The 18,508-nt window shown below is 58.7% G+C and carries 23 protein-coding genes; 15 read left to right on the plus strand and 8 right to left on the minus strand.

What is annotated here, in order from left to right; all coding sequences use genetic code 11:
- From ACFFFR_RS06075 to ACFFFR_RS06085, 3 genes are read right to left on the minus strand one after another with little or no spacing between them, the layout of a single operon-like run.
- Positions 1–1,374 carry an FMN-binding glutamate synthase family protein gene (locus ACFFFR_RS06075; RefSeq protein WP_377458736.1) on the minus strand — a complete coding sequence of 458 codons (1,374 nt, stop codon included), beginning with the start codon at positions 1,372–1,374 and terminating at the stop codon, positions 1–3.
- The gene (locus ACFFFR_RS06080; RefSeq protein ID WP_377458738.1) at positions 1,374–2,093 is read right to left on the minus strand and encodes a GltB/FmdC/FwdC-like GXGXG domain-containing protein; all 720 of its coding nucleotides are present in this window, start codon (positions 2,091–2,093) and stop codon (positions 1,374–1,376) included. Before ACFFFR_RS06080 ends, ACFFFR_RS06075 begins: the two co-directional genes overlap by 1 nt.
- Positions 2,039–2,917 carry a class II glutamine amidotransferase domain-containing protein gene (locus ACFFFR_RS06085; protein ID WP_377458740.1) on the minus strand — a complete coding sequence of 293 codons (879 nt, stop codon included), beginning with the start codon at positions 2,915–2,917 and terminating at the stop codon, positions 2,039–2,041. The genes ACFFFR_RS06080 and ACFFFR_RS06085 overlap by 55 nt, the downstream gene beginning before the upstream one ends.
- A gap of 487 nt (positions 2,918–3,404) precedes the next feature.
- On the opposite strand from ACFFFR_RS06085, the gene ACFFFR_RS06090 reads away from it, so the two are divergent.
- The 4 genes from ACFFFR_RS06090 to ACFFFR_RS06105 are packed head-to-tail and all read left to right on the plus strand — an operon-like array spanning position 3,405 to position 8,491.
- Positions 3,405–4,700, plus strand: coding sequence for an FAD-dependent oxidoreductase (locus ACFFFR_RS06090; RefSeq protein WP_377458742.1), 1,296 nt, complete (start codon positions 3,405–3,407; stop codon positions 4,698–4,700).
- Between the two features lie 22 nt (positions 4,701–4,722).
- The gene (locus ACFFFR_RS06095; RefSeq protein ID WP_377458743.1) at positions 4,723–5,022 is read left to right on the plus strand and encodes a sarcosine oxidase subunit delta; all 300 of its coding nucleotides are present in this window, start codon (positions 4,723–4,725) and stop codon (positions 5,020–5,022) included.
- A gap of 3 nt (positions 5,023–5,025) precedes the next feature.
- Positions 5,026–7,884, plus strand: a complete 2,859-nt coding sequence (locus tag ACFFFR_RS06100; RefSeq protein ID WP_377458745.1) for a 2Fe-2S iron-sulfur cluster-binding protein — start codon at positions 5,026–5,028, stop codon at positions 7,882–7,884.
- Positions 7,877–8,491, plus strand: coding sequence for a hypothetical protein (locus ACFFFR_RS06105; RefSeq protein WP_377458747.1), 615 nt, complete (start codon positions 7,877–7,879; stop codon positions 8,489–8,491). Before ACFFFR_RS06100 ends, ACFFFR_RS06105 begins: the two co-directional genes overlap by 8 nt.
- Before the next feature lie 74 nt (positions 8,492–8,565).
- Here ACFFFR_RS06105 and ACFFFR_RS06110 read toward each other — a convergent pair whose 3' ends face one another.
- On the minus strand, positions 8,566–9,738 hold the full coding sequence (locus ACFFFR_RS06110) for a DNA recombination protein RmuC (protein WP_377458749.1): 1,173 nt from the start codon (positions 9,736–9,738) through the stop codon (positions 8,566–8,568).
- 107 nt (positions 9,739–9,845) lie between these two features.
- Between ACFFFR_RS06110 and ychF the strand changes: the two genes are divergently transcribed.
- From ychF to ACFFFR_RS06135, 5 genes are all read left to right on the plus strand, one after another.
- The gene (gene ychF / locus ACFFFR_RS06115; protein ID WP_377458751.1) at positions 9,846–10,934 is read left to right on the plus strand and encodes a redox-regulated ATPase YchF; all 1,089 of its coding nucleotides are present in this window, start codon (positions 9,846–9,848) and stop codon (positions 10,932–10,934) included.
- Between the two features lie 145 nt (positions 10,935–11,079).
- Complete coding sequence (locus ACFFFR_RS06120) at positions 11,080–11,280, plus strand: hypothetical protein (RefSeq protein ID WP_377458753.1); 201 nt, start codon at positions 11,080–11,082, stop codon at positions 11,278–11,280.
- Between the two features lie 9 nt (positions 11,281–11,289).
- Positions 11,290–11,796, plus strand: coding sequence for a hypothetical protein (locus tag ACFFFR_RS06125; protein ID WP_377458755.1), 507 nt, complete (start codon positions 11,290–11,292; stop codon positions 11,794–11,796).
- 264 nt (positions 11,797–12,060) lie between these two features.
- Positions 12,061–12,303 (plus strand): type II toxin-antitoxin system RelE/ParE family toxin, encoded by a 243-nt coding sequence (locus tag ACFFFR_RS06130; RefSeq protein ID WP_446686096.1) that lies wholly within the window; start codon positions 12,061–12,063, stop codon positions 12,301–12,303.
- The gene (locus ACFFFR_RS06135; protein ID WP_377458757.1) at positions 12,290–12,598 is read left to right on the plus strand and encodes a HigA family addiction module antitoxin; all 309 of its coding nucleotides are present in this window, start codon (positions 12,290–12,292) and stop codon (positions 12,596–12,598) included. The genes ACFFFR_RS06130 and ACFFFR_RS06135 overlap by 14 nt, the downstream gene beginning before the upstream one ends.
- A 200-nt stretch (positions 12,599–12,798) precedes the next feature.
- Here ACFFFR_RS06135 and ACFFFR_RS06140 read toward each other — a convergent pair whose 3' ends face one another.
- Positions 12,799–13,218, minus strand: coding sequence for an Imm44 family immunity protein (locus tag ACFFFR_RS06140; protein WP_377458759.1), 420 nt, complete (start codon positions 13,216–13,218; stop codon positions 12,799–12,801).
- Positions 13,219–13,617: 399 nt separating this feature from the next.
- Between ACFFFR_RS06140 and ACFFFR_RS06145 the strand changes: the two genes are divergently transcribed.
- From ACFFFR_RS06145 to ACFFFR_RS06165, 5 genes are all read left to right on the plus strand, one after another.
- On the plus strand, positions 13,618–14,004 hold the full coding sequence (locus tag ACFFFR_RS06145; protein ID WP_377458760.1) for a hypothetical protein: 387 nt from the start codon (positions 13,618–13,620) through the stop codon (positions 14,002–14,004).
- 174 nt (positions 14,005–14,178) lie between these two features.
- Entirely contained in the window at positions 14,179–14,409 is a 231-nt protein-coding gene (locus tag ACFFFR_RS06150) for a hypothetical protein (RefSeq protein WP_377458762.1), read from the plus strand.
- 291 nt (positions 14,410–14,700) lie between these two features.
- Positions 14,701–14,934 (plus strand): FitA-like ribbon-helix-helix domain-containing protein, encoded by a 234-nt coding sequence (locus tag ACFFFR_RS06155; RefSeq protein WP_377458764.1) that lies wholly within the window; start codon positions 14,701–14,703, stop codon positions 14,932–14,934.
- On the plus strand, positions 14,931–15,356 hold the full coding sequence (locus ACFFFR_RS06160) for a type II toxin-antitoxin system VapC family toxin (protein WP_377458765.1): 426 nt from the start codon (positions 14,931–14,933) through the stop codon (positions 15,354–15,356). The genes ACFFFR_RS06155 and ACFFFR_RS06160 overlap by 4 nt, the downstream gene beginning before the upstream one ends.
- A gap of 259 nt (positions 15,357–15,615) precedes the next feature.
- On the plus strand, positions 15,616–15,996 hold the full coding sequence (locus ACFFFR_RS06165) for a nucleotidyltransferase family protein (RefSeq protein WP_377458766.1): 381 nt from the start codon (positions 15,616–15,618) through the stop codon (positions 15,994–15,996).
- A gap of 237 nt (positions 15,997–16,233) precedes the next feature.
- Here ACFFFR_RS06165 and ACFFFR_RS06170 read toward each other — a convergent pair whose 3' ends face one another.
- The 3 genes from ACFFFR_RS06170 to ACFFFR_RS06180 form a co-directional block, all read right to left on the minus strand.
- Entirely contained in the window at positions 16,234–17,175 is a 942-nt protein-coding gene (locus ACFFFR_RS06170; protein ID WP_377458767.1) for a DMT family transporter, read from the minus strand.
- Positions 17,172–17,732: a TetR/AcrR family transcriptional regulator gene (locus tag ACFFFR_RS06175; protein WP_377458768.1), complete on the minus strand. Its 561-nt coding sequence runs from the start codon at positions 17,730–17,732 to the stop codon at positions 17,172–17,174. The genes ACFFFR_RS06170 and ACFFFR_RS06175 overlap by 4 nt, the downstream gene beginning before the upstream one ends.
- Before the next feature lie 69 nt (positions 17,733–17,801).
- Positions 17,802–18,053 carry a hypothetical protein gene (locus ACFFFR_RS06180; protein ID WP_377458770.1) on the minus strand — a complete coding sequence of 84 codons (252 nt, stop codon included), beginning with the start codon at positions 18,051–18,053 and terminating at the stop codon, positions 17,802–17,804.
- Positions 18,054–18,178: 125 nt separating this feature from the next.
- Between ACFFFR_RS06180 and ACFFFR_RS06185 the strand changes: the two genes are divergently transcribed.
- Positions 18,179–18,508 carry an XRE family transcriptional regulator gene (locus tag ACFFFR_RS06185; protein WP_377458772.1) on the plus strand — a complete coding sequence of 110 codons (330 nt, stop codon included), beginning with the start codon at positions 18,179–18,181 and terminating at the stop codon, positions 18,506–18,508.

Raw genomic sequence — 18,508 nt, forward strand, 5'->3', positions numbered from 1 at the left:
TTAGAAGCTCTGTCCGGGGATCCAATCGGTTCCGGCGAGCGGAACCTTGGCCATGGCAGCCGACTCGATGGTCAGTGCCACCAGATCTTCTGGTTCTAGGTTGTGGACGCTGGACTTACCACAGGCGCGAGCCAAGGTGGTCAGCTCCATCACCAGAGCGTTCAGGTAGTTGATGACCCGGCGCGCGGCGGTATCCACGTCTAGGCGTTTGGAGAGTTCAGGATCCTGCGTGGCAATGCCGGCTGGGCAAAGACCAGTGTGCAGGTGGTGGTAGTGATCGGCGGTGGTGCCCAGAGCCTCGTACTCGTCGGAGAGGTCATAGAGCTGACCGTCCATTTCCAAGGTCTTGGAGTTCATGCCCATCGCGATCAACACAGCCATACCCAGGGACACACAGTCCGCGCCCAAGGCTAGGGCCTTGGCCACGTCGGCGCCGGTCCGTAGACCACCGGAGACCATCAGCTGGACCTCGCCATCCATGCCCATTTCGGAGATGGCTTGGCGGGCCAAACGGACGGCAGCCAGGGTTGGGATACCGGTGTGCTCCATGTAGACGTCCTGGGTGGCGGCCGTACCGCCGACCATGCCGTCTACCACGACGACATCGGCGCCGGCGTTGATGGCCAGCTTGACGTCATTGAGCACACGGGTGGCGCCGATCTTCACGTAGATCGGGACCTTCCAACCGGTGGCTTCGCGGAGCTCTTCGATCTTGATGGTCAGATCATCCGGGCCGGTCCAGTCTGGGTGACGGGACGAGGAGCGCTGGTCAATGCCCGGTGGCAGGGTCCGCATCTTAGCGACACGTTCGGAGACCTTCTGGCCGAGCAACATACCGCCACCACCAGGCTTGGCACCCTGGTTGATGACAACTTCGATGGCGTCGGCACGCTGGACGTCGCGTGGGTTGAAACCGTAACGCGATGGCAGCAGCTGGTAGACCAGTAGCTTGGAAGCCTGGCGCTCTTCTTCCGTCATACCGCCGTCACCGGTGGTGGTGGAGGTACCCACGTGGGTGGCTGCGCGGCCAAGAGCTTCCTTAGCCTGTGCCGAGAGGGCACCGAAGCTCATCCCCGCGATGGTGACCGGGATGTCGAGCTTGATCGGGTTCTCGGCGAACCGGGTACCCAACACGGTCTCGGTGGTGCACTTCTCGCGGTAGCCTTCCAGCGGGTAGCGGGAGGCCGCTGCAGCGAGGAAAGACAAGTCGTCGAAGCTGGGCACCTTGCGCTTGCCGCCACCACCACGGATCTCGTACAGACCGGTACGAGCCATGTCCTGGACGTAGGAGATCATCTCCGGCTGCCAGGTGTGGTTTTCGGCTAGGTGCGTCCGATCGACGGCTGGATGTTCGTTCTTGTCGATAGGCTTCATCAGTATTCTTGCCCTTTCAGAGCGTCAAAGTGGTAGAGCGTCTTCGCAGAGGCAACTCGTTTGACGTTTTCCGGGTCGATGTGATCGAAACCGGTGAGCTCAACAAGTTCGCGAACCTTGGCCACATCGTCTTCGGTCATGTCTTCTTCGCGTGCGTCTGCACCGAAGGAGTCAATGGAACCTTGGACGTAAATGACGGCTTCGTAGAGGGAGTCACCCAGGGCGTAACCGGCGTTGCCACCCACCAGGATGGTTCCGGCCTGAGCCATGAAGGCGCTCATGTGGCCGATGTCGCCGGCGACTGCGATGGTGCCGCCCTTCAGGGAGATTCCGGTACGGGAGGAAGCGTCACCGTCGATGATGATGGTGCCACCGTGGGCCGAGGCGCCGCCGTTTGAGGAGGCGTTGCCGTGGACACGGATGGTTCCGCGCATCAGGTTCTCGCCGCAGGCGACACCGACGGAGCCGTTCACGGTGATGTCGGGGCCATCGCACAGACCACCCAGGAAGTAGCCGGCGTGCCCGTTGACGGTGACGTTCAGACGCTTCAGTTGGCCAACACAGATGCTGTGCTGACCACGTGGGTTCTCAATGGTGACGTTGGCGCCATCCTCGAGCTCACGCAACCGGTTGTTCAGTTCCCGGAGGGTGATCTCATTGAGGTCTAGGACAAGCTGGTCACTACTGGTTTGTCGCTGCTGTCCTGATTTGACTTCCATATGTACAGCTCCTCCGGCTTGGGCTCGTAAATCTGAGCGTCATTGATATTAGGTAGATCGACCATGGCCACGTATTCGCTGGCGACAGCGACGTAGTCATCGGTTTCTGCCACCACAAGTGGCTTACAGGCAAAGGAGTCACGCACCACGGCGAACTCGTCAGCGGTACCGACCAGAAGGGTGTAGAACCCGTCCATGGTGGTAGTCACGGTGGTGAGGGCTTCTGCCATCTGCTTACCGGCAGCCAATTCACGGCCGATCAGGCGTGCAGCCACTTCGGTGTCATTATCGGTGACGGTGTAGATACCTTGCTCGGCCAGTTCACGACGAACCATGAACGGGTTGGAGAAGGTGCCGTTGTGAACCACCGCAAGATCCGAGTTCGGAGCGAACGGGTGGGAGTGTTCGATGGTCACGGCGGACTCGGTCGCCATGCGGGTGTGTCCGATGGCCTGGTAGCCGGAGCGGTCACGGACCTCGAAACGGTTGCACACGTCGGCCGGAGAACCAACATCCTTGAGGATTTCCATGTGCTGGCCATACCCCACGAGGGAGGCATCAGGAACGATGTTGAACAGCTCTGCCTGGACGGCGTCAACATCGTTGGTAGTGACAAAGACACCGCCGTCGGGACGAACTCGTTCGACCTCGACCTCGGTGTTCAGCGCCTTCGCCAGCTCTTGCTGAAGGCTGTCGACGATCTTCTTAACGTCTGCTTGGGGCAGTTGGTCTTCCGTGACACGAATGGAATACCGGTACTTGCCGTCCGGAATCCCATCGGAAAAGATGACTAGGCCAGCGGAGTCCTGTCCGCGACTAGCCATGCAATCCATCATCGGATACACCAACTCGCCGATTCGGCTCTGCAGTGCCGGGTTTTTTAGATGCAAACCGACAATTCCGCACATAGTTAGGTACACCTCCCTGCTAACCTAGCCGGGCCCAATCTGCGTTCGCATTTCGAACGCAATCTTAAAGTCCCGATTGGTAGCTATTGTTTGAAATACGCAGCTGGTATTACCGCAATCTCACACGCTTCTAAGCCTAATGTCAAGGAATAGATGAAGCGCGATTTCAGCCAATCTTTGCCGAGAATACGCGGGATTACAAGAGTTAAGGTCTCGTGAACATTACTTCTCTTCAGCTTGAAGCGAGTTTAGGTCGGTGTGACCTGCGTCATTTCGCGGAAGTTGGTGGCATGAATCACTTTCGGCGCATCTCCGTCTTAAAGTCGAAAATTTAAAAACTCTAGACGGGGCATTTTTTGTGTCCTAGAGTGGCCAGCATATAGCGCCAAGCACAGGAGAGCTCATGCGTTCAAAAGCATCGTTTAGCAACGATAAGCCACAGAAAAAAATCTCTGGCTACTCGGCGGCGTCCCTCTTCTATCAGGGACTGAAACCACAGTCTTCGTGGAAAAAGAACTGGACTGAACCAGATCTCAAGAAGCAGTACGACGTGGTCATCATCGGTGGCGGTATTCACGGACTCGCTACCGCGTACTACCTCGCTTCTCGTCATGGCATTACCAATGTTGCAGTCATTGAGAAGTCCTACATTGGTGGCGGTGGCTCCGGACGTAACACCGCCATTGCCCGCTCCAACTACCTCACTCCGGAAGGTGTCGCCTTCTACGACCGTTCGGTGAAGTTGTACGAGAACCTTTCCACCGAGCTGAACTTCAACATCATGTTCGCCCAAATGGGGCACTTGACCCTGGCCCACAACGACTCCTCGCTGCGCACCATGCGTTGGCGCGCAGAGGTCAACAAGGTTCAAGGCGTTGACTCCGAGGTCATTGGTCCGGATGAGATCAAGGAACTTGTGCCCATGATGGATACCTCGGCACAGACTCGTTACCCCATCTTGGGAGCGCTCTACCACCCGCCTGGAGGCACCATCCGCCACGACGCTGTGGTGTGGGGGTATGCCCGCGGTGCCTCGCTCTATGGCATCGACATCATCCAGAACACCGAAGTCACTGGAATCGATGTGGAACACGGTCGGGTCACCGGCGTGCGCACCAGCAAGGGTGACATCAAGACCGGTACCGCCGTGAACTGCACCGCAGGTTGGTCACCGCTGATCAACCAAATGGTCGGCATCGACATGCCGGTGGTGGTCTCCCCGCTACAGGCAGCCGTTACCGAACCGGTCAAACCGTTCCTGTCTTCTGTGGTGGTCTCTGGTTCGTTGCACGTCTACGTTTCTCAGACCTCCCGCGGCGAGTTGGTCTTCGGCGCTTCGATGGACCCATTCGCGCAGTACTCCATGCGCGGCTCGCTGGACTTCATTGAAGGATTGGCCAAGAACGTCCTGACGCTGATGCCAGGGCTGTCGAAAATGCGGTTGATGCGCCAGTGGTCCGGTCTGTGTGACATGACCCCGGACTACTCGCCAATCATGGGCCCTACTGAGATTGAGGGCTACCACGTTGATATCGGCTGGGGCACGTACGGCTTCAAAGCCGGCCCCGTTTCCGGTGAAGCCATGGCAGAGCTGATCGCGCACGGTCGCATGCCTGAAATTATCGCGCCATTCGGTGTGGAACGCTTTGCTGATGGCCGACTCGTTGGTGAAAAGGGCGCGGCTTCGGTCGGCCACTAAAGCTGGGAAGGATTAAAAGAAAATGATTTTGTTGCAATGCCCTTACTCTGGCTTCCGCAATGTCAGCGAGTTCGTCTGGCAGGGCGAGGTGCTCGAACGCCCTGACCCCAAGACGGCTACCCGTGCGGAGTGGCGTGCCTACTTGTACAACCGCCGGGCGAAATCCGGTCGGGTCCAAGAAATGTGGTTCCACCGCAATGGTTCACGCAAGTTCTTCATCGCGGAACGCGACACCAATACCAATGAGGTCTACGACGTCTACAAGATTGACGAAGCAGACTCAGCCCCTGAAACCGGCGAGACCGCGGCAGGAGATGTCTAAACCATGATCGGCAACTCAACACGCATCGGAGCCCAGCCCGGGGAAACCATTGACCGTACCCGGCCTCTGACCTTCACCTTTAACGGCAAGACTTTCTCCGGCTATGAAGGTGACACAATCGCGTCGGCCCTAGCCGCCAACGGGGTCCAAGTCTTTTCCCGCAGCATGAAGTTCCACGCCCCACGCGGCATCATGACCGCCGGCTGGGTGGATCCAAACCTCATGGTCCAACTCGGGGACGAACCCAACGTTCGTGCCGGACACCGTCTGGTACGCCACGGGGATGCAGTAACCTCCCTGAACGTTTGGCCGTCGCTGAAGTACGACGTCAAAGCGGTCAACCAGATTATTGGCCGTTTCCTCGCGCCAGGCTTCTACTACAAGACCTTCATGAAGCCGCAGAAGTTGTGGCCAACCTACGACAAGGTTCTGCAGCAGTTCGTGCACGCCGGCAAGGTCGACACCAACACCCCTAAGGTGGCCAAGGACAAAACTTACGCCAACCCGGATGTGCTGGTGGCCGGCGGTGGTCCGGCTGGCATGTGGAGCGCGCTCGCGGCAGCCGACGCCGGAGCCAAAGTCATGTTGGTCGACGAGGACACCGAACTGGGCGGCCACTGGCTGTTCACCTCCGGCAAATCTGCCGAGCGAACCGAGCTGGCCGAGCGGGTGCGTAACCATCCCAATATTGAGGTCCACGAGAACTCGGTCGTCATCGCCCGTTACGACGGGAACTGGTTCGGTGTGATCGTCCGCTATCCGGACGGTTCTGAGCGACTCATCAAGACGCGCGCGCAGGTGCTCGTTGTCGCCGCCGGCCTGATCGAACGACCGTACATCTTCAAGGGCAACGACAAGCCAGGCGTCATGCTCATGACTGGCGCGCGCCGCCTGCTGAACCGTTACGGCGTCAAACCCGGCAACCGTGCAGTGGTCTTTACCGCTAACGAACACGGCGATGAAGGCATCGAGGAGCTGCGTGCTGCCGGTGTTGAGATCGCAGCCGTCGTCGATGGACGTAAAGGCGAGTTCATCCGCGAAGCGCACGGAAAGGGCAAAGTCGAACGCGTCGAACTGGGCGACAACCGTGTCATCGATGCGGACCTGCTCATCACCTCGATTGGCTGGACCGCACCGACGTCCCTGCTCAACATGGCAGGAGACAAGCCGGTCTACGACACCACCGCCGCACGCTTCTTCCCGGCCGATGATCTGCCCGAAGACGTTGTGGCAACCGGTGGTATCGCCGGCGATGGCACCGACGAGCAGCTTCAGGCCCACGCAGAAGCAACAGGTAAGCACGCCGCCGCCAAGGCCGCCGAGATCCTCTCCGTCTGGCAATCGGCCAGCCCGATCGCCTCGGTACGTGAGGCCGGCCAGCAACTGGCGCAACAACCCAAGGCAGAGCCGGTGGCTCCGCTGCCGCGGAACCCGCATCCGGAGATCTACCGGTCCACCACCCATGGTTTTGTGGACTACTCTGAGGACGTCCAATCCGATGACATCTTCACCGCCATTGGTGAAGGCTATAGTCTGACGGAACTGGCCAAGCGGTACACGACCACTACGATGGGGCCGCTGCAGGGCAAGCTTGAGGTCATCAACGCAGTTGCCGTGATCGCCGAAGCAACCGGACGGACCATGAACGAAACCGGCACCACGGTTTGGCGGCCACCTTACGCACCGACCACACTCGGTGCGTTGGCCGGCCGGAACATGGACCCGGTGCGGTACTCGCCAATGCAGTCCTGGCACGAAGCCCATGGCGCCCAACCATTGGTGGCTGGCGCCTGGATTCGTCCCGAGCACTACGGCAACCCCGAAGGGGAAGTGCGGAACGTTCGCGAGAACGTCGGCATTATCGATGTCACCCCGCTGGGCAAGCTCGAGCTCAAGGGCAAGAATGTTCCAGACCTGCTCGAATTCCTCTACACGAACAAGTGGCGCAAGCTGCCGATCGGCGGTGTTCGCTACGGCGTGATGTGTAGTGAAGACGGCGTCGTCTTTGACGACGGTGTGACCGGGCATCTGGGCGAGGACCACTACCTGATGACCACGACCTCTGGTGGGGCAGCTTCGGTCTGGGAAGTCGTTGAAGAAGTTCTGCAAGTCGAACATCCGGAATGGGATGTCACGTGCACCCCAATGACGACCTCCCTAGCGTCCATCAACGTGGCAGGTCCAAAATCCCGTGAACTGCTGGAACGCATCTCCGATGTCGATTTTGATCCGGAAGCGTTCCCATACATGAATGTCCGCCGTGGCACCGTGGCCGGAGTCAAGGATGTTGTCCTCTGGCGCATCGGTTTCACAGGTGAGCTCTCCTACGAGCTGCATGTCCCGGCCGAATATGGTCTGCACGTGTGGGAAACCTTGTTGGAGGTCGGCCAGGACCTGGGCATCGCACCCTTCGGTATTGAAGCTCAGCGAATTCTGCGCTTGGAGAAGGGCCACCTGATCGTTGGCCAGGACACCGACGGTCTGACGCAAGGCTTCTCGGCTGGTCTGGACTGGGCGATCAAGCTGGACAAGGACGACTTCCGTGGCCTGCCGGAACTGCGGTGGCAGAAGGAAGACGGGCCGGTCTCTCAACTGGTGGCAGTGCAACCGGTCAACGGTGATGAATTGCCAGTGGAAGCGGCACAAATCATTGATGACCAGACGAACATCTTGGGGCGGATTACCTCCTCCAGACACTCGCCGTCTCTGGGTCGGTCCATCTGCTTGGCGCAGCTGCGCACTGACATGGCTGTTCCTGGCACCCAGCTGAGGATCCTGCAGCCCGACGGCTCGATCATTATCGGTCGTGTCTGTGAAGAACTATCCCACTTTGATCCAGAAGGAGTCCGCGGACGTGTCTAATGCAACTTACAAGGTGGCAGAACCCATCGCGCGAACCCCGCTTCGGGGAGCTCCCACCCAAGTGATTGATGGACGTGAATACCAGCAAGGTGCCACCAGCGGCGACTTGTTGATCACGGATCTGTCCATGACCAAGAAGACCCAGTACCGGCAGGTGAGCGGTCAGAGCGCTGACCTCGGCGTCCCGTACGGGGAGGCTAAGTGGACTGGCAACACTTTGGTGGTTGGATCCGGGCCGGGGGAATGGATGGTGATTGAGTCCGCAGGTGCTGGCGCTCCGGAGGAAGTACCAGGAACTCGCCATGTGGACCTGTCCAACGGTCGGGCGATGATCAGGGTCAGTGGGAAGAACGCGCTGGAGCTGATGCGTCGCGTCTCTGCCTTCAACTATGACGACCGGCTCTTTCCGAATCATGCGGCTGCACGAACCTCCGTTGCAGCGGTGACGACCGACGTGATCCGTGATGATGTCGGCGGTGAGCCGAGCTTCATTCTTCATGTGGAGCGCTCATCAGGCATCTACCTGCAGGAGATGCTGTTAGAAGCTGGTGCCGAATTCGGCGCCACTATTGGTCAGGCCAGCCCGGATTTTGCTCCGGCTGACTGATTACTCGAGTTCCCCTCGATGAAGAGCGGCGAGAGAGATTTTACGATGCGGTCTCTCTCGCCGCTTTTTCATGTCTACTGGTCGGTCTCGGTCGAGGTGAGCTCAGCGGCGACAGGTTGGACCGTGGCCGAATCGAGCTCCGCGATGTCCTCAAGCTTCTGGTCCTGGGCGAGCTTGTAGGCGGAAAGCTGCCGACCGGTTGGCAGCAAACGAGACTGCACAGAGTTGACCATGCTGTTGTAGTTGCGCACCGAGCTGTTCAGACTCTTGCCCAGATTCTCTAGGTGATTGCCCAGCACGGAGATGCGCTCATAGAACGTGGTGGAGAGCTCGAGGATCGTTTGCGCATCCTCATGCACCCGGGTCTGACGCCACGTTACGGCGACATTCTTCAGGACTGCATACAAAGCAGTAGGTCCGGCAAGCACAATATTCGCTGCCAGAGCGTCGTCCAGAAGCTGTGGGTCGGCAGAAATGCAGTCGGTCAACTGGGAATCAAAGGGGAGAAAGAGCACCACATATTCGGTGGCATCTGGCAGCGACTGCCAGTAGGACTTTTTGGAGAGTTGCCGCACGTGATTCCGCAAGCTGGCAACTGCAGCAGCAACTTCTTCTTCATCTGTGCGGTCGAACAGGCCAATAGTTTTCGCGTCGATGATGAGCTGACGATCTTGGGGCAAGTGAACAACTACGTCGGGGCGATCGGTTTTCTCCGCAGTGGCGACGGAGAGCTGAGAGGTGAAGTCACTGCCCTCGTGCAGTCCGGAGAGTTCGAGGATCCGTTGCAACGCGAGCTCGCCCCATGAGCCCCGTGCACGGTTGTCTTTCATTGCCGTGGCTAGTTCAGTGGTCACGGACAGAAGCTGCTGATGCTGTGTTGTTCCGACTTGGAGCTGTTGTTGCAGGGAACCGTATTGCTGGTGACGTTCCTCTTCCAAGGCGGAAACCTTTGCGGTCATCTGCCGCAGCTGGGTGGAGATGGGGTGAAGTTGATTCAGTACCGAAAGGTTCGTTTGGTTAGCTTGCTGAGACTCACCCAACCGCTCCCGGAGCTGATCTGCTTGGGTTTGGGCGCGAGCGAGCTCCTCTTTGGCTGCGGCGAGTTCATGCGTTTTGGCTTCCAAAGCTTGTGGGGTGGGTGACTGTGCTTGGTTGCGACGCTGCAAGAAGATAGCAAGACCGAGTCCGGCAACTAAGCCCACGATGAAGACAAGTACGACGATGAGAGTCAGAACAACTGGATCCATGTCCACCACTGTGCCACGGAGCACTGACAAAATAAGGACTTCGACTTTCGTTGCGTGAGACGGTCGGGTTCTCTCCGGTCAGTTCAGAGCGGCTAGAATGGGTGACTGTGTCTTTAACAATTGGAATCGTCGGTCTGCCGAACGTCGGAAAATCAACTCTGTTCAACGCCCTCACCCGCAACACGGTGCTGGCCGCAAACTACCCGTTTGCCACTATCGAGCCGAACATCGGCGTGGTGAACCTGCCAGATGAGCGCCTCGGAAAGCTCGCCGAGATCTTCGGCTCCGAACGCCAGCTTCCCGCCACCGTATCGTTCGTGGACATCGCTGGCATCGTCAAGGGCGCTTCTGAAGGTGAAGGACTCGGTAACCAGTTCCTAGCGAACATCCGTGAAGCCCAAGCGATTGCCCAAGTCGTCCGGGTTTTTGAAGACCCGGATGTGGTGCACGTTGACGGCAAGGTCGATCCGAGCTCTGACCGAGAGACCATTAATACCGAACTTGTCTTGGCCGACATGCAGACCATTGAGAAGGCGCTGCCGCGGGTGGAAAAAGAGGTCAAGATCAAAAAACGCGAGCAAGCTGAACTGGATGCGCTGCTGGCGGCACAGAAAGTGTTGGAGCGCGGCGACACCATCTTCTCCGCAATCGAATCCGACAAACTGGACATGGAGAACTTGCGTGAGTTGAACCTGCTCACCGCAAAGCCGTTCATCTACGTGTTCAACACTGACGAGACGATCTTGGGCGACAAGGAAAAACAGGCTGAATTGGCTGCCATGGTCGCACCTGCCCAATCGGTCTTCTTGGACGCCAAATTGGAGGCAGAACTCGTCGAACTGGATGACGAGGAAGAGGCCCGGGAAATGCTGGAGATGGCCGGCCAAGAAGAATCAGGCTTGGATCAATTGGCCCACGTCGGATTCAAGACCTTAGGACTACAGACCTATCTAACTGCCGGCCCGAAAGAGGCCCGCGCATGGACCATCCACCAGGGCGACACCGCGCCGAAGGCCGCCGGGGTCATTCACACCGACTTTGAACGCGGCTTTATCAAAGCTGAAGTGGTCTCTTTCGACGACCTCGTTGACGCAGGCTCAATGAATGAGGCCAAGGCCCGCGGGAAGGTCCGCATGGAGGGCAAAGACTACGTAATGCAGGATGGTGACGTGGTCGAGTTCCGGTTTAACGTGTAGCCGAGTGCGTCGTTCAGCCTCTGGCTGATCGGCTGAATGGCCGCTTGAGGGCGGCCCCGGAGTTCGCCGGGGCCCCAATTCGTGTGGGTGGAGCCGTTTGGCATGAGTGACATGGTGGTGCGCATGGCTCGGATGGAAGGAGGAATTGGGCGGCTCGGGCTTTTCTGCCGGCATGGCCTTCCTTGCCGATGGCAATCGCATCCGCGCCACCGAGAAAGCTCTGTCCGGCACCGCCCTTGTTATACTGCCGGGCGACGATACCGTCCATCTTTGGAACCATGAACTCAGTGGGGTTCAGCCCGTCGAGCTGGTTTTCGGTGACCAGTCTCCGGTCACGGATGAGTAGGGGAAAATCATGAGGTTGATTGATCCGAACGAGCTTTTCAGTTCTCTTGAGCAGCTTGATCCCGCCATCAAAAACAAAGCCAAGATCCCTGACATCGATGCAACGTACACCGCGTTCATTCATCGTTATGACGGGGTGAGTCTCACGCCGGACATTGTTCTGTATGGCTATCAGAAGGTGCTCGAGCAGAATCGGCGAGCATGTGGCGACGGTTTGCCCGAAGATCTGTGGCTTATCGGGCAGTCGGGGCAGGGCGATGAGTGGTTCTTGAGTGCACGGCGCAAGACAGTGTTCTTTTTCGACCACGACCAGAGGGAGTACGGAGGGCCAGAGAGCTTCCTCGATCTGAAGATCGACTTCACTGGTTTTCTCAGGATGGCGTTCCTGTTGTCAGAGCTGGAGGAGAAGCTTGACGAGGGGCAGGAGATCGATGAACACGAGCAGGAAGTTTCGGACCTTCTGAACAGCATCCATCCGCAACTGCGTGATAGGTTTCCCTTCAACTATTTTGAATGATTGCACCTTGGTCTCAGCTCACGGTCGTTAGCGGAGGCGCGATGCCGACGCCTGTGGCAAGTGTGCGGGTGTGGGCGTCCTTGACGGCATCGACCAAAACGGAAGTATCGGGGTTCTCGGGAGCTGTGGCGCCGAAAGAACGTTAATCAGCTTCGGAACGTCGTGGAGTTCAAATTTAACGTTTAGCGTTATTGACGCTTCGCGTTATGGGGGGATAGGGTGAAGCATGATCCAGTCGTTCGCCAACAAGGACACCGAGCGGTTGTGGATCGAGAAAGGGTACGTTCCATTGATTCCCGAATCCACTCGGTCGCCCTGCGCAAGCTGCGACAACTTGCGTACGTGCAAAGTCTTGAAGAGTTGCGGATTCCGCCGGGAAACCGTCTCGAGGCGTTGAAAGGGGATAGGCGGGGTCAGCACAGTATTCGGATCAATAGCCAGTGGCGGATCTGCTTTCGGTGGACGGCAGCTGGTCCAGAGGAGGTCGAGATCGTTGACTATCACTGACAAGCTTCCACCAGTACACCCCGGTGAAATTCTCATGGAGGACTTCCTTAAGGAGATGGGGGTCACCCAGCACAAACTCGCTGTTTCCATAGGTGTTCCACCGCGCAGGATCAACGAGATCGTCCACGGGAAGCGGGCTGTTACTGCCGACACTGCACTCCGTTTAGGGAAGTATTTCGGGATGAGCCCGCAATTCTGGCTGGGGCTGCAAGCGCAGTATGACCTAGATGTGGCAGAGGATAAAATCCTCGCCGAGATTGAGCAGATTCAGCCGCTACAAGCTGCCTCGGCATAGCTTTGCTTTTTCAATCCAAACGATGATGAGTTCCGTCTTTGGAGCCTGTGTTTCTAGCGAACCTCGGTGCTTCTTGGGAGTGTTTATTCGGTAGCCTCGACGACTTTGAGCGCAATGGCTTTGAGACGCTCTGCTAGGGCTTCGCGTTCCACTACACCAGTCGGGCTGCCCACCGACCGCTACCAGCGCTCGGACAGCCTTTAATCTTGCCTCATTTTTTGCTCTGCTGCCTGTAGCGCTTGTTTTAGAATGGTTATGTCACTTTCGGGCACTTTCCACGTTTTCGTCATTTTTAGATGGTCTAAGCAGCGATTCAAGGAATCGATAATTAGTCCGAGTCGTCGATTATGGTCGCCATCAAGGAAAGACTGATAGTCGATTTTCAGTCGAAACTCTAAATCCTTTTGTTTATTGTTGCGGCGTACAACCTCGGGAAGCTTCATGTTCTGCATAATCGGTCCTTCTAGGATCGCAATGTATGCCCAGCACCAGTCTTCATATGCACCAGAAAACTGTTTGTCCTCAATATAGGAATTAACTATTTTCTCAAGCTCATTCGCAATCGTGCTGTATGCGTGCCCTACAGTGTGCTCTGCTTCAGCGGAATTCCACAGTCTCATTTTGTGTTGTCCTTGGTGTCTTTTTGTGCCTTACCGATCCGAATTTGGTTAATGTTGGCCGGCTATCAGGATATTCGTTTTATTAGGCAGTACTTTATGTAGCCGAGGAGGGTAATGTGGAGACGTTTTATCCACACATGCGTAGTAGTGCGCTGTTGTCATTCACAGCGGAAATCGTTGGCTTCTCGTCGTAATTTGCGAATGAGAAAGTAACTTTCCAGCGACACGCCGTTTAATTCAGATTTAACGTGTAGCATCATTCGTGCTTTGTGTTATAGGGGAGTGCTCCTGGGGTCGAGGCAGTTTTACACTGGTAGGGAAAAGTGCTGAACGCAACTGGACTGTGCTAGTTACATTTTTCTTGTAGGACCGCCCGAATCCCTTCACCAGGGGACAGACATGTTCGGACTGTTTGGCAAGCGTTCTGGAAAAGCGATCAAAAGCACTCGCCCCGAGCCCACCCATGAAATGAATGACGACCCGGTCATCGGCTACGTGCTGTTGAGCGAGTCGGTCAGCAGGGAACAGATTATCGAGGCCCTGAATGATCATGTCAGTGAAGAAGGCCAGCTTGAATGGGACGATGAGGCGGCTGATGACGACAGCTTAGGTTGCTCGATCAAGGGGCTCTGGATATCGATTTCGTCGACGGACGCGCCGTTTCCTGGCGGCGAGGCGCAGGGGGTACTCCACCCAGTGTTCGGTGGGGGACAATCCCGAAGCTATCGAACAGCACCGCGCCTTCCTCATCGTGGCAGGCGTGCCCGCTTTGTCGAAGGGTCATAGTGGCAACCAAGCTCCGTTTAGTCACAAGGATGCCGTTGTCTTACAGGTGCAGGCGGTCCGTTCGTTGTTGCTTCTTCCGGAAGCCGTTGGATACTACTCCGGAGCCGTGGGCACCACCTATAGCAAAGAGGCCTATCTGACAATCACTGACGCAGAGAACCCGATGCCCTCGGCATGCATCGGGCCGGTATGGGTCAGGCCGGGCGACGACGATACGTGGAACGCGTACTCGATCGGCCTGCCGAAATGGGGCGTTCCAGAGATTCAAGTGGTCGGGTAGAGCGTGAGCCCTCCGAACTGTTCGAATACCTGACGGACATCGTCGATTACCAAATTCGGGGTGGCCGCATTCGGGCGGGAGAGACCCTCGTACGTGACGAGAACGAGAAGATCATGACGTCATAGCAGCCGAGCATCGTCGATGACGAACAGACCGCCCTTCAGTTGGAGCTGTGACCATGGCACGCGAAGGAGCCCCGATGCACGATATCGGAAGCCTGATCGCCGTCGACGACCCGGCCTAGCCCTATCTTCAGAAGGCGCTGGCCGAATCGGACACCGTCGCAGAGCATTTCTTTCTACCCTCGGCTGTCCACCGTCGAGCGTCATGATCGGCGGGGCGCGCTGTCTCGTTTGTACCTTTCGGCGTCGTTCGATCAGAGATATCATGGTTGATAGCAGAAGGAGGTGGCTCTTATGGCATCCATCATTGTGCGTGGTCTCGATGACCACGTGAAGCAACAGCTCGCATCTCAGGCGAAGGAGCACGGGCGGTCCATGGAGGCCGAGGTTCGCGACATCTTGACAAAGAGGGTCCGGCGGCCGCACATAGGCATGGCTCTTCTGGACGTAGCGCGGGATGTCGGTGAGGTCGATGATCTGCCGATTCCGACGCGCGACGATGTCGCAAGGGTGACGTACTTCGAATGATTGTCCTGGACACCAACGTCATCTCGGAGATCTTTCGGCCCTCTCCGGAGCCTCGTGTCGTTGAATGGCTCGCGTCGCTGACGGGTGAGGTCGCGATCACGTCCATCACTCTTGCGGAGCTGCTTGCCGGCGTCCGAAGGCTCCCGAAAGGCCGAGGCAAAAACAAGCTGGCACACGGGATCGATGAAGCGGTAGCGCCGTATCGGGGGAGTCGGTCGTTGCTCGTATTCGATGCTGACGCGGCAGAGCGATACGCGGAGGTGCTCACATCGTGTGAGGCAGCAGGTGTGTCGGTCAGTACCGCCGACGCCCAGATTGCCGCGATTTGCCTAGCGCACGGGGCGACCTGCGCTACGCGCAACGTACAGGATTTCCAGCACACCGGAGTCAAACTCGTGAACCCTTGGGGTACGGACGCGTGAGGAGTCCTTCGTTCGAGGTCCTCGCCCACTAAAAGCTCACTGAAGCCGATCTGCAATGGCTTCGACAGCTCTTTGACAGCGAGTATCTCAAGGAGTTCGGAGAGTGGGATCCGCAACAGCCCTCCGGTTATGCGCCTCAAGATGTCCACATCATGGCGCGGACCGAAGGTCGCGTCGTCGGCCACGTGGGATGGGCGCGCCGCGAGATCGCTGTCCGTACAGAGACCCTCGCGATCGTGGCCGCGTCGCGTTCGGATACTTGGGGTGTCGAGAGCAAGTCGTCCCGTTCTACGAGTCATGTGGTTGGAAGAGGAACCTTGCTCGCGAGAAGTCGATCGGGCGCGAAGGCGAACCTGTCGTGGACGAGCTCGGCCCGCCGATCCTCATCCTGCTAATCGCCCCGCTCGAGACATGGCCTGGCGGAGACGTCGACCTGCGCAAGCTCCTCGCTGCGCGTCGTGACGAGTTCCAGATGCTCCTCGACCGCTACGGCGCGACTAACCCGAACCTTTTCGAGTCCGTCGCCCGCGGCACCGCGACTGCGGGATCGGACATCGACATCCTCGTCGAGATAGACCCCGCTGAGGCTCATCTGTTGCCTCTAGCCGAGGCACTGGAGGGACACGTTGTCACCGATTGACAGCACCGGCCCAAAAGTCATTCGGTTGCGGAACGTTGTGCGGTCTGGTGAGGCGCACCCGCTATAGTGTTGAGCATTCTTTTAAGAGGATCATGAAGCGCTTTGGATTCCTGAGTTTTGGTCATCACGGCCCAGAAGGCGACCCGTTCGATGCTCGGGCGTCGTTGCACCACGCACATCGAGGTCGGCACCGCCGTGATTGACCTGCGCTAGCGCATGTCGCAGTTGTAACACTCGCTATCCAGCGTTGTCGAGCACTGCCTCGCGAGGCACGGCGTCAGGAGCACTCTCCCGCGCCGCCGGTGCGATCGTGAGGAACACCAACGAGACACCGATGCCTGCGAGTCCGAGCCACCCGATGAACGGCAGCCGCTCTCCGACGACGACCACCGCCAGCACGGCGGCGACCGCGGGCTCGGCGAGGGTGAGCGTCGTAGCCGTACTCGCCGAGACCCTGGTCAGGCCGAAACCGAACAAGACGTATCCGAGGAACATGGGCACGAGCGCCATGTACGCGCCGACCGCGAACGCCTGGGGCGAATCCAGTAGCGGGGAGCCGGTGATCGCGAGCACGGGCATGAGTGCCAGGCCGCCGAGTCCGAAGACCGCGCCCGTCGCCGCGGCACGCCCGATCCCGCGGCCCATCAGACGGTACGCGGCCCACGTGTACAGCGCGTAGGTTGCTCCGGCGACCAGGCCGAGCCCGACGCCCGTCACGGTGCCGACCAAGTCAGCGGGGGCGTCGTGCATCTTCGCGGCGCACAGCACGGCGCTGCCCACGATGCCTAGGCACGCCGCCAGCATCCACCACTCGCTGAGCCTCCTGCGGTCAACGACCCGCTCCAGTAGCCCGGAGGCGATCGGGGCCGAGCCCAGCGAGACCACCGTGCCGACGGCGACGCCTGCCAGGTGCATCGAGCTGTAGAACGCCAGCGGATAGACCACTACGCCCAAGGCCCCGGCGATAACCACGCCCCGCTGAGAGGACAGAGCGGAGCGCTCGCTGTGCAGCTGTGGCAGGGCTATCAGCGCCTGGAGGACGCCGCCGATTCCGAGGGCGGCAGCGCCCATGGTGAGGGGTCCGACGCCCGGGGCGAACGTCGCCGCGGTCCCCGTGGTGCCCCACAGCGCGGCGGTGACCAGGACGGCGGCGACACCGGCGAGGCCTCCCTGCCTCACAGGGTCGCCAGCATCGTCGCGGCGATCCCTCGGGCCCGCTCTAGGCGCGCCGGAGTACCGTCCAGGCCCGCGCGGGCGACAGCCCCCTCCAGTAGGAAGCTGAAGTGCTCGGCTATCTCCCGAGCGTTCTGTTCGTCAGTCAGCCTTGCCAAGCCTTCGGCGAGGATCTGCTCGACCTGCTCCTTGTGCGCGCGCACGGCCTCACGCGCAGGAGCTCCTGCTGGGAACTCGGCGGCGGCGTTGAGGAGCCCACATCCGCGGAAGCCGTTGCCGTAGGCGTCGTTCGCGTGGTCGATGTAGGCATCGAACACCGAGAGCACGCGGCCGACCTCCGTCGACGCCTGCGTGGAGCGAGACCGGTGCAGGTCCAGCCACTCCGCGTGGCGGGCGTCGATGTAAGCGCTGACCAGATCCGTCTTGGACGAGAAGTTGTTGTAGAGGCTCTTCTTCGCGACTCCTGCCTCGGCCGTGATCGTGTCGATCCCCGTCGCGTTCACCCCGTCGTCGTAGAACCGCTTGGCGGCGGCGTCGAGCAGTCGCTCTCGCGCTGTTCCCATGATGTCCTGTCCTTTGATCGCTAGTAGGTAGCCCAGTCTGCCTACTGTGGTTCAAGGCGCAAGTATTACCTACTGCGACTCTTCGACAGCTTCTAGAGACTGACTTTGAGGCACCTGACGGAAGTACACGACGTTTTTCTGAGCAACCTCCACATCTGGCTCGGCGGCCACGTTGAGGGAACCCGTACGCAGGCGAGTGAGGGAAGACTTCGGCTTGCCGTAGGCGTCAAGGAGCTCGAAAATGAACTCCCAGTCATAGGAGTCGCGGTACGCCAAAGGCTCCATTCGTGCCCCAACGGCCTTGAGACTCAGCTTCGCCATGGGCATCCTCCACCTGATTGAACATCGCTTCTGATGATGAGTGTATCTGCGGTGGTGGACTTTCCGAACTGCTAGGAGTCTGCGCGCCCGTTGCGGCGTCAGCTGATCCGTTCGATACTTGGGGCATGACAATCTGGAAATTGTCCGATGACTGGTTCGATCGGCACACAAGCCAAGACCTGACGTATCGAGTTAGAGTGCGAGTTTTGACGCCGGGTGCGCTGGACTCGGCATGGGCGCGCATTGTTGACCAACATGGTGCTGACGAGGAGGGCGTTGTTCCGATCGGCGGGGCCGCACTCATCCGCGTGAACAATCAGGAAGCAGAAGCCATCAGTGGCGGCGAAGATGCCCTTGATTCCCTCGAATGGGCGGTAAACGAGGTCCTCGGTGAAGCTCTGAAAGGAGCAAAGACAACCGTGGTTGCCGAAGAACGGGCTCTGGTCATTGATTAG

Origin of the sequence: Micrococcoides hystricis, assembly GCF_042434215.1 — a bacterium.
Lineage (GTDB): Bacteria > Actinomycetota > Actinomycetes > Actinomycetales > Micrococcaceae > Micrococcoides > Micrococcoides hystricis.